13 protein-coding genes are annotated in these 14,223 nt (G+C 59.4%); 6 read left to right on the forward strand and 7 right to left on the reverse strand.

What is annotated here, in order from left to right; translation table 11 throughout:
- Positions 1–4: 4 nt before the first annotated feature.
- From hemW to rph, 3 genes are read right to left on the reverse strand one after another with little or no spacing between them, the layout of a single operon-like run.
- Positions 5–1,159 (reverse strand): radical SAM family heme chaperone HemW, encoded by a 1,155-nt coding sequence (hemW, locus tag GC1_RS05685; protein ID WP_019295309.1) that lies wholly within the window; start codon positions 1,157–1,159, stop codon positions 5–7.
- Positions 1,152–1,766, reverse strand: a complete 615-nt coding sequence (gene rdgB / locus GC1_RS05690) for an RdgB/HAM1 family non-canonical purine NTP pyrophosphatase (protein WP_019295308.1) — start codon at positions 1,764–1,766, stop codon at positions 1,152–1,154. The genes hemW and rdgB overlap by 8 nt, the downstream gene beginning before the upstream one ends.
- Entirely contained in the window at positions 1,763–2,476 is a 714-nt protein-coding gene (rph, locus tag GC1_RS05695) for a ribonuclease PH (protein ID WP_019295307.1), read from the reverse strand. Before rph ends, rdgB begins: the two co-directional genes overlap by 4 nt.
- A gap of 143 nt (positions 2,477–2,619) precedes the next feature.
- Between rph and hrcA the strand changes: the two genes are divergently transcribed.
- Together hrcA and GC1_RS05705 are read left to right on the forward strand one after the other, a co-directional pair.
- Positions 2,620–3,684, forward strand: coding sequence for a heat-inducible transcriptional repressor HrcA (hrcA, locus tag GC1_RS05700; protein ID WP_019295306.1), 1,065 nt, complete (start codon positions 2,620–2,622; stop codon positions 3,682–3,684).
- Between the two features lie 9 nt (positions 3,685–3,693).
- Positions 3,694–4,257 carry a nucleotide exchange factor GrpE gene (locus GC1_RS05705; protein WP_019295305.1) on the forward strand — a complete coding sequence of 188 codons (564 nt, stop codon included), beginning with the start codon at positions 3,694–3,696 and terminating at the stop codon, positions 4,255–4,257.
- A gap of 85 nt (positions 4,258–4,342) precedes the next feature.
- Here the strand turns inward: GC1_RS05705 and mutS are convergent, their stop codons facing one another.
- Entirely contained in the window at positions 4,343–6,973 is a 2,631-nt protein-coding gene (gene mutS, locus GC1_RS05710) for a DNA mismatch repair protein MutS (RefSeq protein ID WP_019295304.1), read from the reverse strand.
- A gap of 101 nt (positions 6,974–7,074) precedes the next feature.
- Positions 7,075–7,908 carry a flagellin gene (locus GC1_RS05715; RefSeq protein WP_019295303.1) on the reverse strand — a complete coding sequence of 278 codons (834 nt, stop codon included), beginning with the start codon at positions 7,906–7,908 and terminating at the stop codon, positions 7,075–7,077.
- Between the two features lie 297 nt (positions 7,909–8,205).
- Between GC1_RS05715 and GC1_RS05720 the strand changes: the two genes are divergently transcribed.
- Positions 8,206–10,461 carry an NADP-dependent malic enzyme gene (locus GC1_RS05720; RefSeq protein WP_019295302.1) on the forward strand — a complete coding sequence of 752 codons (2,256 nt, stop codon included), beginning with the start codon at positions 8,206–8,208 and terminating at the stop codon, positions 10,459–10,461.
- A gap of 6 nt (positions 10,462–10,467) precedes the next feature.
- Complete coding sequence (locus GC1_RS05725; protein ID WP_019295301.1) at positions 10,468–11,340, forward strand: ribokinase; 873 nt, start codon at positions 10,468–10,470, stop codon at positions 11,338–11,340.
- A gap of 17 nt (positions 11,341–11,357) precedes the next feature.
- Here the strand turns inward: GC1_RS05725 and msrA are convergent, their stop codons facing one another.
- Complete coding sequence (gene msrA / locus GC1_RS05730) at positions 11,358–12,023, reverse strand: peptide-methionine (S)-S-oxide reductase MsrA (protein ID WP_019295300.1); 666 nt, start codon at positions 12,021–12,023, stop codon at positions 11,358–11,360.
- 149 nt (positions 12,024–12,172) lie between these two features.
- Here msrA and GC1_RS05735 point away from each other — a divergent pair, with 149 nt between their 5' ends.
- Positions 12,173–13,081 carry a D-amino acid aminotransferase gene (locus GC1_RS05735; protein WP_019295299.1) on the forward strand — a complete coding sequence of 303 codons (909 nt, stop codon included), beginning with the start codon at positions 12,173–12,175 and terminating at the stop codon, positions 13,079–13,081.
- The gene (locus tag GC1_RS05740) at positions 13,081–13,794 is read left to right on the forward strand and encodes a hypothetical protein (protein ID WP_029204729.1); all 714 of its coding nucleotides are present in this window, start codon (positions 13,081–13,083) and stop codon (positions 13,792–13,794) included. The genes GC1_RS05735 and GC1_RS05740 overlap by 1 nt, the downstream gene beginning before the upstream one ends.
- Before the next feature lie 76 nt (positions 13,795–13,870).
- Here GC1_RS05740 and GC1_RS05745 read toward each other — a convergent pair whose 3' ends face one another.
- Positions 13,871–14,155 carry an SCP2 sterol-binding domain-containing protein gene (locus GC1_RS05745; protein WP_019295297.1) on the reverse strand — a complete coding sequence of 95 codons (285 nt, stop codon included), beginning with the start codon at positions 14,153–14,155 and terminating at the stop codon, positions 13,871–13,873.
- Between the last annotated feature and the right edge of the window lie 68 nt (positions 14,156–14,223).

A 14,223-nucleotide genomic window follows, 5' to 3' on the forward strand; every position in this document is an offset into this window, starting at 1 on the left:
TGCTTCAATCCATCAACAGTTCGCGGAGTACCGCATTCAATACCGCGCGGCCCTGGTCAGTCGCGCGAAGCCTCTGGCCAGAGATAGTCACCATACCCATTTGTGCAAGATCATGCAGCCGGTCTTCTGGAAATTTGCACCCCGAAAGCTGGCTGTATCGCCCCATATCCAGACCTTCAGACAGGCGCATCCCCATCATGAGGTATTCAGCCGCAGCATCTTCCCGGTTTAGTTTCTCTCGCAGGGATTCCCCGTTGCCACTACTCACAGCATTCAACCAGGCCCCGGGCGCCAGATGGGTTTCAGTGGCATGACGCAGGCCGTTCAAGGTCAGACGTCCGTGGGCCCCGGGGCCGATGCCGGCATAGTCGCCATAGCGCCAGTAGATCAGGTTGTGGCGTGATTCTGCTCCGGGCTTGGCGTGGTTCGAGATTTCATAGCCAGCCATACCGAAGCCGGCGCAGACCTCCTGGGTAGCCTGGTACATATCTGCTGCCGTGTCGTCTTCCGGCAACCCGCGCAACTTGCCGCGGGCATACCGGTCGCCAAAGGCAGTGCCTTCTTCGATGGTAAGCTGATAGAGCGACAGGTGGTCGATGGCCATGGAGAGCGCTTCGCGCAGTTCCGCCTGCCAAGATTTTAATGTTTGCCCCTGACGCGCGTAGATGAGGTCAAAGCTCACGCGATCGAAACATTTACGGGCTATGTCGAAAGCTGTTTTGGCCTCTGCAACGCTGTGAATACGACCAAGCCGGCGCAGGTCTTCGTCGTTCAGGGCCTGTATGCCCATGGAGACCCTGTTTACGCCTGCGTCGCGGTAGCCCGCAAAACGGCCGGCTTCAACAGATCCAGGGTTTGCTTCAAGAGATATCTCTATGTCATTGGCGAAAGGCCAAATTTCACGTGCGCGCTCAATAACAGCGGCCACAGTGTCCGGCCGCATGAGGGAAGGGGTGCCGCCGCCAAAGAAAATCGAGTTCAGAACACGACCGGAAAGCTGCTCTGAGAGTCTGTCAAGTTCGCTCAGATAGGCTCTAACCCATAGCTTTTGGTCTATGCTTGCCGAAACATGGCTGTTGAAATCGCAATAGGGGCATTTGGCCTGGCAAAAAGGCCAATGCACGTAAAGGCCAAAGCCCCCATTGCGCCAGTCATCCACCGAAACAGCCCTGGACGAACTGGGCCACCGCCTTGCCGCGGTGGCTGATCTTGTTCTTCTCCGCCGGGTCCATTTCGGCGCAGGTGATGTCAAAGCCGTCAGGCTGGAACATCGGGTCGTAGCCAAAGCCGTGTTCGCCGCGGATCGGCCAGACCAGCTGACCTGGCATCACGCCCTCGAACACTTCGTCATGTCCGTCGGGCCACGCAATCACCAGGGTGCAGCGGAACTGGGCAGTGCGCGGCGCGCTGGCTCCGGCAGCGGTTAGCTCATCATTGGCGCGGGTCATTGCCAGCTTGAAGTCGCGGCCGTTCGGTGTTTCGGCCCAGTCGGCAGTGTAGACGCCGGGCGCTCCGTTGAGTGCGTCGATGGTGATGCCGGAATCATCGGACAGGGCCGGCAGGCCGGTTGCCGTGGCGGCAGCGTGGGCCTTGATGCGGGCATTGCCGACAAATGTGTCCTCGGTTTCCTCGGGTTCCGGCAAATTCATCTCGCCGGCGCCAACAACCTGCACGCCGAAGGGGGCGAGGATTTCGGAGATCTCGTTCAGCTTGCCCTTGTTATGGGTGGCGACAAGCAGCTTGCCGCCTTCCAGTTTGCGGGTCATTTGCAGGCGGCCTTCTGCATTTCTGCCAGCTCGGAGGTGCCTTTAGCGGCCAGGTCCATCAGCTGGTTCATCTGGTCGCGGGAAAAGACGGAGCCCTCGGCAGACATCTGTACTTCGATCAGCTTACCGGATCCGGTCATGATGAAGTTGCCGTCCACGCCGGCCTCGGAATCCTCGGGGTAATCCAGATCCAGCACCGGCTGGCCGGCATAGATGCCACAGGAAACGGCCGACACAGGATCCACCAGCGGATCGATATGCACATCACCAGCTTTCATCAATTTGTTGACGGCCAGACGCAGGGCAACCCAGCCGCCTGTGATCGAGGCGCAGCGGGTGCCGCCGTCGGCCTGCAGGACGTCGCAGTCGATGGTGATCTGGCGCTCGCCCAGGGCAACGCGGTCGACGCCGGCCCGAAGCGCGCGGCCGATCAGGCGCTGGATTTCCACTGTGCGCCCGCCCTGCTTGCCAGAGGCTGCTTCGCGGCGCATCCGGGTGTTTGTGGCACGGGGCAGCATGCCGTATTCGGCGGTAACCCAGCCCAGGCCGGTACCCTTTATGAAGGGCGGCACGCGGTCTTCGATGGTGGCGGTGCACAGGACATGGGTGTCGCCGGCCTTGATCAGGCAGGAGCCCTCGGCGTGTTTGGTGAAGCCGGTCTCGATCGAGACAGGGCGCATTTCATTCAGTTCTCGTCCTGAGGGTCGCATGGCACTTCCTTTTGCTGTTGGCTTGGGGATATCCCCCGGACGCGGGGCTATGCAAGCCCGATTGACCTTTTCCCGAAGTGCTCTTTAATGACATTTTGGAGCCGGGTTCCTATGTTTAGACCGGAAGAAATGCTGGCAGGCTGATGAGCGATCCGAACAACATTCTGAAGGACTTGAATGACCGCTCCCGGGACGTGTTCCGCGCAGTGGTGGAAAGCTATCTAGAGAGCGGCGATCCGGTTGGCAGCCGCACGCTGACCCGTTCGCTGAGTGAAAAGGTCAGCGCAGCTACCGTGCGTAACGTTATGCAAGATCTTGAATACCTTGGCCTGCTGGACAGCCCGCACGTCAGCGCCGGCAGGGTACCCACGCAGATGGGCCTCAGGATGTTTGTTGATGGTCTTTTGGAAGTTGGCGATCTCAACGTAAAAGACCGTGAGAAGATTGATGCGACTCTAGGCCGGAATGCAGGTGACGTTGGCGGGATGCTCGACCGGGTTGGCGCTGCACTGTCTGGTGTCACGCAAGGCGCTTCCCTAGTGCTGACACCCAAGCATGAAGCGGAGATCCGGCACATTGAGTTTGTCTCTTTGGCGCATGACCGCGCACTGGTGGTTCTGGTATTTTCTGACGGTCATGTGGAGAACCGGCTATTCACACCGCCGCCAGGGCAGACGCCCAGTTCGATGCGTGAAGCCGCAAATTTCCTGAATGCACTGATCGAAGGCAAGACACTGAGCGAGGTGCAACGGCAGATCCAGAGAGAGATTTCCGCCCGGCGTCAGGAAATCGACAGTCTTGCACATGCGATGATCGAAAGCGGACTGGCTGTCTGGGAAGAGGAAGGCAGCGAACAGGCACGACTGATAGTGCGAGGCCGCGCGAATCTTTTGGCCGAGACTGGAGCAGCCGAGGAGTTGGAGCGGATCCGCACGCTGTTCGATGATCTGGAACGCAAGCGGGACATTGCCGAATTTCTGGAACTGACCGAAGAAGGCGAGGGTGTGCGCATTTTTATCGGGTCGGAGAACAAACTTTTCTCACTTTCGGGTTCCTCTTTGGTGGTGTCTCCCTATATGAACGCGGATCGAAAGATCATCGGTGCGGTTGGGGTGATTGGCCCAACGCGCCTGAATTACGGACGGATTGTGCCGATCGTGGACTACACGGCACAGCTGGTCGGCAAACTGTTGTCCGACCGGAGTTAGAGGTGAAACATGGCAGAGCTCAAGGACGAAGACTTTCTGGATGACATCGCCGCCGCCGAAGCTGAAGAGCTGGCTGCGCAAACCGAGGAATTTGATGATGCCTCGCTGGAACTTGATGCGCTCCGGGCGGAACGGGATGAGCTGAAGGACCGCTTCATGCGGGCGCTGGCGGATGCGGAAAACGCCCGCAAGCGCGGCGATAAGGCGCGCCGCGAAGCAGAGAACTATGGCGGGTCGAAACTGGCCCGTGACATGCTGCCGGTCTATGACAACATGAAGCGCGCGATTGAAGCGGCCACCGACGAGCAGCGCGAGGTGTCCGCCGCCCTGATTGAGGGCGTGGAACTGACAATGCGTTCGCTGCTTGGCGTGTTTGAGAAGCACGGAATCCGGATTGTGTCGCCCGAGGTTGGCGACAAGTTCGATCCGCAAGTACATGAGGCAATGTTCGAAGCGCCTGTACCGGGCACCAAGGCGGGTGACATCATTCAGGTCTCAGCGGAAGGATTCATGCTGCACGACCGTCTGCTGCGCGCGGCGCAGGTGGGTGTGTCCTCGACCCCGGCCAGCTGATGAGCAGACCCTGGCGGGCCTGCGCCTCCGGCGGGAGTATTTTTGAAAGATGAAAGGGCGGGTCCGTTTGGACCCGCCCTTTGCTTTAGTTCGCAGCTTCCTTGAGCTTGTAGAGCACTTCAAGTGCTTCCCTGGGAGAAAGCTCGTCCGGGTGAATGCTGGCGAGGAGCTCTTCGGTCGGCGAGGGGCCCGCCGGTGCCTTGGGCTGTGGTGGCGGGGCGGCTGCGAACAACGGCAGGTCGTCGATCTGGATCTTGGACCCGCCTTCGCGGCTGCCTTGCTCCAGCATGTCGAGGACGTCGCGGGCGCGGGCGACAACAGTTGCAGGCAGGCCGGCGAGCTGGGCCACTTGAACGCCATAAGAACGGTCAGCGGCGCCCTTGCGCACCTCATGCAGGAAGATCACTTCGCCCTCCCATTCCTTGACTGCTACGGTGGCGTTCTCAACACCTTCCAGTTTGGCGGCAAGCTGGGTCAGCTCGTGGTAGTGGGTGGCAAAGAGTGCACGGGAGCGGTTCACCTCGTGCAGATGCTCCAGTGTCGCCCAGGCGATGGACAGGCCGTCATAGGTGGCAGTGCCGCGGCCGATTTCATCGAGAATGACCAGAGCGCGGTCATCTGCCTGGTTCAGAATCGCGGCGGTCTCGACCATTTCCACCATGAATGTGGAGCGGCCGCGGGCCAGATCATCAGAGGCACCGACGCGGCTGAACAGCTGGCTGACAAGGCCGATATGTGCGGCCTCGGCCGGGACATAGCTGCCCATTTGGGCGAGCAGGGCTATCAATGCGTTCTGACGCAGGAAGGTCGATTTACCAGCCATGTTGGGACCGGTCAGCAGCCAGACTGCGGCGCCGCCCTGCGCGGTCAGATCGCAGTCGTTGGCGACGAAAGCTTCTCCGCCTTGCTGGCGCAGGGCCTGTTCCACAACCGGGTGACGGCCGCCTTCCACGTTAAACGCACGGCTGTTGTCGACCTTGGGGCGGATCCAGTTTTCGCCGCGTGCCAGATCGGCCAGTGCCGTCAGCAAGTCCAGTTCTGCCAGTCCCCGCGCAGCAGTGTTGAGGCGCGCGGCATTGTCCAGAATGGCGCCAGAAAGCCTTGCGTAGAGCCTTTTTTCGATCTCTAGCGCCAGGTTGCCCGCGTTGAGAATACGGGTTTCGATCTCACTCAGCTCTACCGTGGTGAACCGGACCTGGTTTGCTGTGGTCTGGCGGTGGATGTAGGTCTCGTTGAGGGGGGGCGACATCATCTTGTCGGCGTGGGTTGCGGTGGTTTCAATGAAGTAGCCCAGCACGTTGTTGTGCTTGATCTTCAGCGAGGCGACGCCGGTGTGCTCTGCGTATTGCTTTTGCATTGACGCGATTACCGATCGGCCCTCGTCGCGCAGAGTGCGGGCCTCGTCCAGCTCAGGGTCATAGCCGGCTGCAATGAAGCCGCCATCGCGGGCCAGCAGCGGTGGTTCTGCTACAAGTGCAGCGTCAAGCAGTGATACCAGATCATCGAACCCTTGCAGATTGGATATGGCGCCGGATATCAGGTCCGGCAGATCCAAACTGGTGCAGAGGTCCGCGATTACTTCTGCCTGTGACAAACCGTTTCGGATGGCGGCCAGATCGCGAGGGCCGCCGCGTTCCAGCGCGAGACGCGAGAGCGCACGGTCAAGGTCCGGTGTCTTGCGCAGTGCAGCGCGCAGGTCTTCGGCTTTGCGCGTATTTTCAACAGCAAAGTCGAGGGCGGTCAGCCGCTGATGAATGGTGTCCAGATTGCGCGATGGGCTGGACAGCCGCTGTTCCAGCAAGCGGGCGCCGCCGGGGGTGACGGTCCGGTCTACGACAGACAGAAGAGAACCGGCCCGGCCGCCGGATAAGGACCGGGTCAGTTCCAGATTGCGGCGAGTGGCGGCGTCGATTTGAACCACCCGGTCCTGTGCCTCTTGCTGGGGGGGCTGCAGCAGCGGCAGTTTGCCCTTCTGGGTGATCTCCAGATAGTCGATCAGTGCGCCCATTGCGGAAACTTCAGCGCGGGTGAAGGTGCCAAAGCCGTCCAGAGCGCTGACGCTGAACAGGGTGCAGATGCGCTTTTCCGCAGCGGTGCTGTCAAAGCTTGATTTGCCCAGCGGGGTCAGCGGGATCTTGTATTCATCGGCCAGCGGGCGGGCGGCCTCGTAGGCTGGGCCATCTGCAACAATCAGCTCTGAGGGCGCGAGGCGGGCCAGCTCTGGAGACAGGCGCACCCGTGCAACCGGCATCACGTGAAATGCGCCGGTGGAGATATCGGCCCAGGCCAGCGCAGCCTCATCGCGCAGTTCGGAGTAGGAAACCAGGAAGTTGTGACGGCGGGCTTCCAGCAGGGAATCCTCGGTCAGGGTACCTGGGGTCACCAGTCGCACCACATCTCGCTTCACAACAGATTTGGAGCCGCGTTTTTTGGCTTCGGCTGGGCTTTCCAGCTGTTCACCTACCGCAACGCGGAATCCCTTGCGGATCAGAGTCAGTAGATACCCTTCGGCTGCATGCACCGGCACACCGCACATCGGGATGTCTTCACCGTTGTGCTTGCCGCGTTTGGTCAGTGCGATGTCCAACGCTTCGGCTGCGTTGACGGCGTCCTCAAAGAACATTTCGTAGAAGTCGCCCATCCGGTAGAAAAGCAGCGCATCCGCATGCGCTTCCTTGATCTCGAGATATTGCGCCATCATGGGCGTTACGGTCATTGGAGGTCCCCCGGGGTCGTCTTTGCAAGACATCTACAATGGGGGCGGAGCGAGGAAAACCCGGATATGGCTGCCGCCAGCGCGCCGGCGGCAGCCTGCTGTCAGTAGAGATTGCGCAGAGTGTCAGGCATCGTGTTGACGATGGAGAGCGAGAGGGTGCTCAGCTGTTGCTGTGCTTGCAACGCCAGCATTTTGGTTGCAGCTTCCTCCATGTTGGTGTCGATCATGGAGCTGACACCGCGGGTGAGCGCATCAGATTGCTTGCTGACATAGTCGCCCTGGCCAGCCAGCTGATTGGCACTCGACCCCAAAGCCGCCGAGCCTTCGATTGCGTAGGCAAGAAAGCCTTCGATTTCGCCCAATGCAGTTAGAGCACTTGCGCTGTCTGTGATTGCGGTTCGGCCACCGAGATCGAACAGCGGGCTGCCTTCAAAGTCCACACCGTCCACGCTGAGGGTGCTGAGGGTGCCGTCGCTGGAAATCGCTGACGGTACTGTCAGTCCAGCGCCGCCGGCCCCGTCGACATCGGTTTTCAGCAGGTTCACCCCATTGAAGCCGGAAGACGAGATGATCGAATTGATCTGCTCGGTCTTCTTTGCCATGGCCGCTTCATATTTGCTGAAGTCGCCCATTCCGCTGCTGGCCATGATTGCAAGTGACCGCATTTCAGTCAGGGTTTCGGTGATCTGCTCTGCCCCGGCTGAGGCAACCGCCACGGTAGCTTCGCCCAGCGACAATGAGTCCGACACCGAGCGTAAGCCGGAAATATCCGAGTTCATCAGCTCGGAAATTGCCCAGAGGGCCGCGTTATCTTGCGCTGAGTTAATGGTCTGACCGGTGGAAATGCTGTCTTGCGTTTGATTGAGCTGAGAATTGACTCCGCCCAATGTCTGCAAGGCCACCATCGCACCGGAATTGTTGTGGAAGCTTATCATTCCTCACTTTTCCTTTGATCCTATGCCCTTTGCGGGCGGACAAACGCCGTTCTGGCCCTTGCTTGCAGGCCTCTGAATTTCAGGCCATAGCGCCACCTGGGAGACAGGTGCGCGTTAATACCTATTAAGAAATTACAGCATTCCGCGGTCTGCTTTGAGGCGAAAACCTGACGGAATCTATCGTCTTTTAGCCGCTTTTTTCTAAAATCTGGCGATACAGATTCTTGAAACCGCGGATTGAGGGGCGCCGTGGGCTGGGCTAAGACGGTCCGCGACGAGGAGAGGACACGTAATTAAATGCCCAAGAACAAGATCACCGATGAAGAAGCCCTGGCGTTCCACCTGGAGCCGTCTCCGGGTAAGTGGGAGATCAATGCCACCGTCCCGATGACCACACAGCGGGATCTGTCGCTGGCATACTCTCCGGGCGTTGCGGTGCCTTGTGAAGCGATCGCCGAAAATCCAGAGACAGCCTATGATTATACCAACAAAGGTAACCTGGTTGCGGTGATCTCCAACGGCACGGCTGTTTTGGGTCTGGGCAACCTCGGCGCACTGGGCTCCAAGCCGGTGATGGAAGGCAAATCCGTCCTGTTCAAACGGTTCGCTGACGTCAACTCAATCGACATCGAGCTGGACACCGAGGACCCGAACAAGTTCATCGAAGCGGTCAAGCTGATGGGCCCGACGTTTGGCGGCATCAATCTGGAAGATATCAAGGCACCCGAATGTTTCATCATTGAGCAGAAGCTCAAGGAAGAGATGGACATTCCGGTGTTCCACGACGACCAGCATGGCACCGCGGTGATCTGCGCAGCGGGTCTGATCAACGCTTTGCATCTGTCGGGGAAAAAGATCGAGGATGTGAAGATCGTCCTCAATGGCGCCGGCGCGGCGGGCATTGCCTGTATCGAACTGCTGAAAGCGATGGGTGCGCGGCATGAAAATTGCATCGTCTGCGACACCAAGGGTGTAATCTACCAAGGCCGCACCGAGGGTATGAACCAGTGGAAATCGGCGCATGCGATCAGCACTGATCTGCGCAGCCTGGAGGAAGCGATGCGCGGAGCCGATGTGTTCCTTGGCGTTTCGGTCAAAGGCGCGGTGACCCAGGAGATGGTGGCCTCCATGGCCGACAACCCGGTGATTTTCGCCATGGCAAACCCGGATCCGGAGATTACACCGGAAGAGGCGCATGAAGTGCGGGTGGATGCCATCGTTGCCACTGGCCGCTCGGATTACCCGAACCAGGTCAACAACGTTCTTGGCTTCCCGTATCTGTTCCGCGGCGCACTGGATATTCATGCCCGCGCCATCAATGATGAGATGAAGATTGCCTGCGCCCATGCGCTTGCGGCGCTGGCGCGTGAGGATGTGCCGGACGAGGTGGCGCTGGCCTATGGCAAGTCGCTGACCTTTGGCCGCGATTACATCATTCCGACTCCGTTTGATCCGCGGCTGATCCACCGGATTCCGCCGGCTGTGGCCAAGGCAGGTATGGATACCGGCGCGGCGCGGCGCCCCATCGTGGACATGGATGCCTATGAGGTTGGCCTGAAATCTCGCATGGATCCGACGGCGTCGATCCTGCGCGGCCTGAACGCCCGTGCGCGCTCCGCCCAGTCGCGAATGATCTTTGCTGAGGGTGACGATCCCCGGGCGCTGCGGGCCGCGGTTATGTACCAGCGCTCCGGTTTCGGTAAATCGCTGGTTGTGGGCCGCCAGGAAGACGTGCGCGTCAAGCTGGAAAAAGCCGGACTTGGCGATGCGGTGCGTGAACTGGAGATTATCAACGCTGCCAACACGCCGCATTTCGAGGCATACAAGGATTTCCTGTATAACCGCCTGCAACGCAAAGGGTTTGACCGTAAGGATATCCACCGCCTGGTTGGCCGCGACCGGCATGTGTTCTCCAGCTTGATGCTGGCGCACGGGCATGGTGATGGCCTGGTTACCGGCGCAACTCGCAAGTCGGCGCATGTTCTGGACCGGATCAACCATGTGTTTGATGCCGATGCCGACCACGGTGTGGCTGGTGTGACCGCGCTGCTGCACAAGGGCCGGATCGTGCTGATCGGCGACACGCTGGTGCACGAATGGCCGGATGAAAACCACCTGGCCAACATCGCAGAGCGCGCCGCCGTGGTTGCCCGTCACATGGGGCTTGAGCCGCGGGTGGCCTTTGTCAGCTTTTCCACCTTCGGCTATCCGGTTTCGGAGCGTGCTGAAAAGATGCATGTCGCGCCGACTGTTCTGGACCAGCGCGGGGTGGATTTCGAGTATGAAGGCGAGATGACCGTGGACGTGGCATTGAATGAGCGCGCGCAGCGGTATTACCCGTTCCAGCGCCTGACCGGTCCTGCCAATATCCTGATCGTTCCGGCCCGACACTCGGCTTCGATCTCGGTCAAGCTGATGCAGGAGATGGGCGGTGCCACCGTGATCGGTCCGATTCTGTCCGGTATCGACAAGCCGATCCAGATCTGCTCGACCACCTCCACGACCAATGACATTCTGAACATGGCGGTGCTGGCGGCCTGCAATATCGGGTGATCTGACATGGCGATCTGGAATCTCGGCTCTATCAATGCGGACATGGTTTATAGAATGCCGCATCTGCCGGCGGCGGGGGAAACCCTTGCCGCCCGCGGCCTTGACCGTTTCCTTGGCGGTAAAGGTGCCAACATGTCTGTTGCTGCCACTCGCGCCGGCAGTGACGTGTACCATATCGGTGCTGTGGGGCCTGACGGTGAATGGGCGGTGGAGCGTCTTAAGGAGTATGGGGTCGGCATCGGCCACATTGTCCAGACGGACACTCCAACCGGGCATGCCATCATTGCGGTGGAACCTGAGGGAGAAAACCAGATCATCCTGTTCCCCGGTGCCAACCGGGCGCTGAGTCTAAAGCAGGTAGAGAAGGCTCTGTCCTTAGCGAAGTCCGGTGACATTCTTGTCATGCAGAACGAAACCAGCATGCAGGCAGAGGCGGCGCAGCTGGGCCGCCTCAAAGGGTTGCGCGTCTGCTACGCTGCCGCTCCGTTTGATGCAGACGCTGTGCAGTCGGTCCTTCCATACTTGGATTTCCTGATTTTGAATGAGGTCGAAGCGCAGCAGCTTCAGCAAGCCACGGGAAAGGAACCTGGGGCGTTGGGCATCACGGATGTGATCATTACCCTGGGTGCCAAGGGTGCGCGGCATATTAACGGGGAGACGGGCGCTGTCAGTGACGTGCCAGCCTTGCCGGTCACGCCGGTTGATACAACCGGCGCCGGCGATACCTTTACCGGCTACGTTCTGTCTGGTCTGGATCTGGGGCTGACAGTGGCAGAGGCAACGGCGCAAGCCAGCCGCGCGGGGGCTCTTATGGTCACACGGCACGGTACGGCTGATGTCATCCCTACCTTGGCGGAACTACAAGCCGCCCGGTTCTGAAACCGGACGGCTCCGGCTCAATGCCCTTTGGCAAAGGGCGCAGTATCACCCCACAGCTGGATTACTCTTGCGTCGCGGCCGCAGGCCTGGCGGTAGCGTTTGTAAGCCTCCGCCTGACGCTTGGGACCAAACCGGGTGAATACCAGACTGTCGCCCTTGTAGTAGTCCTGATGGTAATCTTCAGCCTGAAAAAAGGTCTTGGATGAGAGTATTGGGGTCACAATCTTCTGCCCCAACGCCTGCTGAGCCTGTGCCTTTGTTTGTTCGGCTAGGGACCTTTCTTCGCCGTTAGAAACAAATACTGCGGTGCGGTAGCTGTCGCCACGGTCGCAGAACTGGCCTCCAGGGTCGGTGGGGTCTACTGAGCGGAAGAACAAGTTTATTAGGTGCCCGCGAGAGACTTTTGCGGGATCGAAGACGATTTGCACCGCCTCATAATGGCCGGTGCCGCCTTTGGTGACATCTTTATAGGTGGGGCTTACCGTAGTGCCACCAGTATAGCCGGATATGGCTTCAACCACACCCGGCACGCTTTCGAAATCGCTTTCCACGCACCAGAAGCATCCGCCGGCAACGGTCAGAGTTTCTGTGGACTGCGCTTGAACCGGAATACCATGCGCGGCGAACCCGGCAGCAATCAGACCGCTCAGAACCAGGGGTTTAATCTTCTCCAGAACTCGCATTCCCGACTCCTTGAATAGCTTGGGGCCAGACTGCCGGCTGCAGTGGGTTCTCTCAACCCGGCAAGTCAGGATTTCACGGACTGGTGACAGCACGTTATCGTTTGGATTCCGGATCCAGTATCAATAACGTGCCGGCCAAGGAGGACCCTATGACCGAAAAGATGAGCACCCACCAGGCCGAAGAAGATCAGCGCAACGAAGAGATCCTGATTTATCTGAACGGTGAAATTGTGCCCAAGGCCGAGGCCAAGGTCAGTGTATATGACAGCGGTTTCATGCTGGGTGACGGCGTGTGGGAAGGGTTGCGCCTTTATAACGGCACCTGGGCCTTCATGGATGAGCATATGGACCGGCTGTTCGAGGCGGCCAAGGCCATTGATCTGGACATTGGCCTGGACCGAAATGGTGTCAAAAATGCTGTGTTGGAGACTCAAAAAGCCAATGGAATGACGACCAATGCTCACGCCCGGCTGATGGTGACGCGCGGCGTGAAAACCCGGCCGTTCCAGCATCCTTCACTGTCGCGCCAGGGGCCGACGATGACCATTATCATGGAGCACTCCCGCCCCAATCTTCCGCGCCCGATCAAACTGGCGACGGTGCCGCATCTCCGCGGGCTGCCGATGACCCAGGATCCCAAGCTTAACTCCCACTCCAAGCTGAACTGCATCCTCGCCTGTATCGCGGCAGAGAAGGCCGGCGCGGATGAGGCGCTGATGCTGGATGTGAATGGCTTTGTGAACACCACCAACGCCTGCAACTTCTTCATCGTGCGCAAGGGGGAGGTTTGGACTTCCACTGGTGACTACTGCATGAACGGCATCACCCGGCAAAAGGTGATTGATCTCTGCCGTGCAAACAGCATTCCGGTCTACGAGCGGAACTACTCTTTGGTGGATACTTATGGCGCAGACGAGGCCTTTCTCACAGGGACTTTTGGTGCCCAAACCCCGGTCGGCAGCATAGATGGCAGGCAAATCGGCAGCGGCCAGATGGGACCGATGACTGAACGTATTCGCGGCCTTTACAAGGCGCTGATCGAGAAGGAGTGCGCCTGATGCGGATTGCCATGTGGTCCGGGCCAAGGAACCTGTCGACGGCGATGATGTATGCCTTTGGCAACCGCGGCGACTGCGCCGTGGTGGATGAGCCGTTTTATGCAGCCTATCTGGCGATGACCGGACTCGATCACCCTATGCGTGCGGAAATTCTGGAAAGCCAGCCGCAGGACCCTGAAACCGTGGCGCAGGCATTGCTGGGAGCGGTGCCGGCGGCCAAGCCGTTTTACTACCAGAAGCACATGACGCAGCACATGATTCCTGGGGTTCCGAGGGAATGGATGCGGGAGGTCACCAACGTCTTCCTGATCCGCCACCCGGCACGGGTGATCGCCTCATATGCCGCCAAGAGGGAAAACCCGGTTCTGGAAGACATCGGCTTTCGCCAGCAGGCGGAGCTGTTTGATTTGGTGCGAAGCTGGGGGCAGTTGCCGGTTGTGGTGGACAGCCATGACATCCGCGAGGATCCGGCCGCCAAGCTGGAACAACTGTGTGAGATGATCGGGATGCCCTATTCACCAAAGATGCTGAGCTGGCCCAAAGGCGGCCACAGGGATGACGGTGTCTGGGCGGCGCATTGGTACGGCGCTGTCTGGACTTCCACCGGATTCGCCGGCCTTGAAGGCCCCCTGCCGGAGGTGCCGGAGGAATTGCAGCCGGTCCTGCAGGCGGCGATACCCTACTATGAACAAATGAAGGCTGCAAAGATCTGACTTGCCGAGAGGGGTGCCCGGCGCCCCTGCGGCGCGCAGCCCGGGAAACTTGCGGCCAGCAAAGCTGATCAGCTGATCAACTGATCAGCTTGCTCAGTTTCATGGCAACGCCAATATCTCCGGAAACCTTGATCTTGCCCATCATGACAGCGGTCATCGGATTGAGGTTTCCGTTCAACAGCTTTTTCAGGTTTTCAGCCGACAGCCGCAGCGTGCAATCTGTTTCACGGTCGTCTGTGCCGGCGCTTCCCTCCGACAGAACAATCACACCGTCCGGTCCGCAATCGAACTTCAGCGACCCGTCGAAACTCTTCCCGGCCAGACCGTCCCGGATTCCTGCCGCAATATCGTCCAATGCCATCTTCTTCTCCCTCGCTTAGCGAGAGGGTTAGGCAGAGGGATAAATCCGGGCAAGATTGACCGCGGGAG

The sequence above is a fragment of the Leisingera sp. ANG1 genome (assembly GCF_000203975.2).
Classification (GTDB): Bacteria; Pseudomonadota; Alphaproteobacteria; order Rhodobacterales; family Rhodobacteraceae; genus Leisingera.

Excerpts from the sequence above, each read along its gene's own strand:
- rdgB (WP_019295308.1), bottom strand. The coding sequence starts at position 1,766 with ATGACCCGCAAACTGGAAGGCGGCAAGCTGCTTGTCGCCACCCATAAC.
- rph (WP_019295307.1), bottom strand. The coding sequence starts at position 2,476 with ATGCGACCCTCAGGACGAGAACTGAATGAAATGCGCCCTGTCTCGATC.
- hrcA (WP_019295306.1), top strand. The coding sequence starts at position 2,620 with ATGAGCGATCCGAACAACATTCTGAAGGACTTGAATGACCGCTCCCGG.
- GC1_RS05705 (WP_019295305.1), top strand. The coding sequence starts at position 3,694 with ATGGCAGAGCTCAAGGACGAAGACTTTCTGGATGACATCGCCGCCGCC.
- mutS (WP_019295304.1), bottom strand. The coding sequence starts at position 6,973 with ATGACCGTAACGCCCATGATGGCGCAATATCTCGAGATCAAGGAAGCG.
- GC1_RS05715 (WP_019295303.1), bottom strand. The coding sequence starts at position 7,908 with ATGATAAGCTTCCACAACAATTCCGGTGCGATGGTGGCCTTGCAGACA.
- GC1_RS05720 (WP_019295302.1), top strand. The coding sequence starts at position 8,206 with ATGCCCAAGAACAAGATCACCGATGAAGAAGCCCTGGCGTTCCACCTG.
- GC1_RS05725 (WP_019295301.1), top strand. The coding sequence starts at position 10,468 with ATGGCGATCTGGAATCTCGGCTCTATCAATGCGGACATGGTTTATAGA.
- msrA (WP_019295300.1), bottom strand. The coding sequence starts at position 12,023 with ATGCGAGTTCTGGAGAAGATTAAACCCCTGGTTCTGAGCGGTCTGATT.
- GC1_RS05735 (WP_019295299.1), top strand. The coding sequence starts at position 12,173 with ATGACCGAAAAGATGAGCACCCACCAGGCCGAAGAAGATCAGCGCAAC.
- GC1_RS05740 (WP_029204729.1), top strand. The coding sequence starts at position 13,081 with ATGCGGATTGCCATGTGGTCCGGGCCAAGGAACCTGTCGACGGCGATG.
- GC1_RS05745 (WP_019295297.1), bottom strand. The coding sequence starts at position 14,155 with ATGGCATTGGACGATATTGCGGCAGGAATCCGGGACGGTCTGGCCGGG.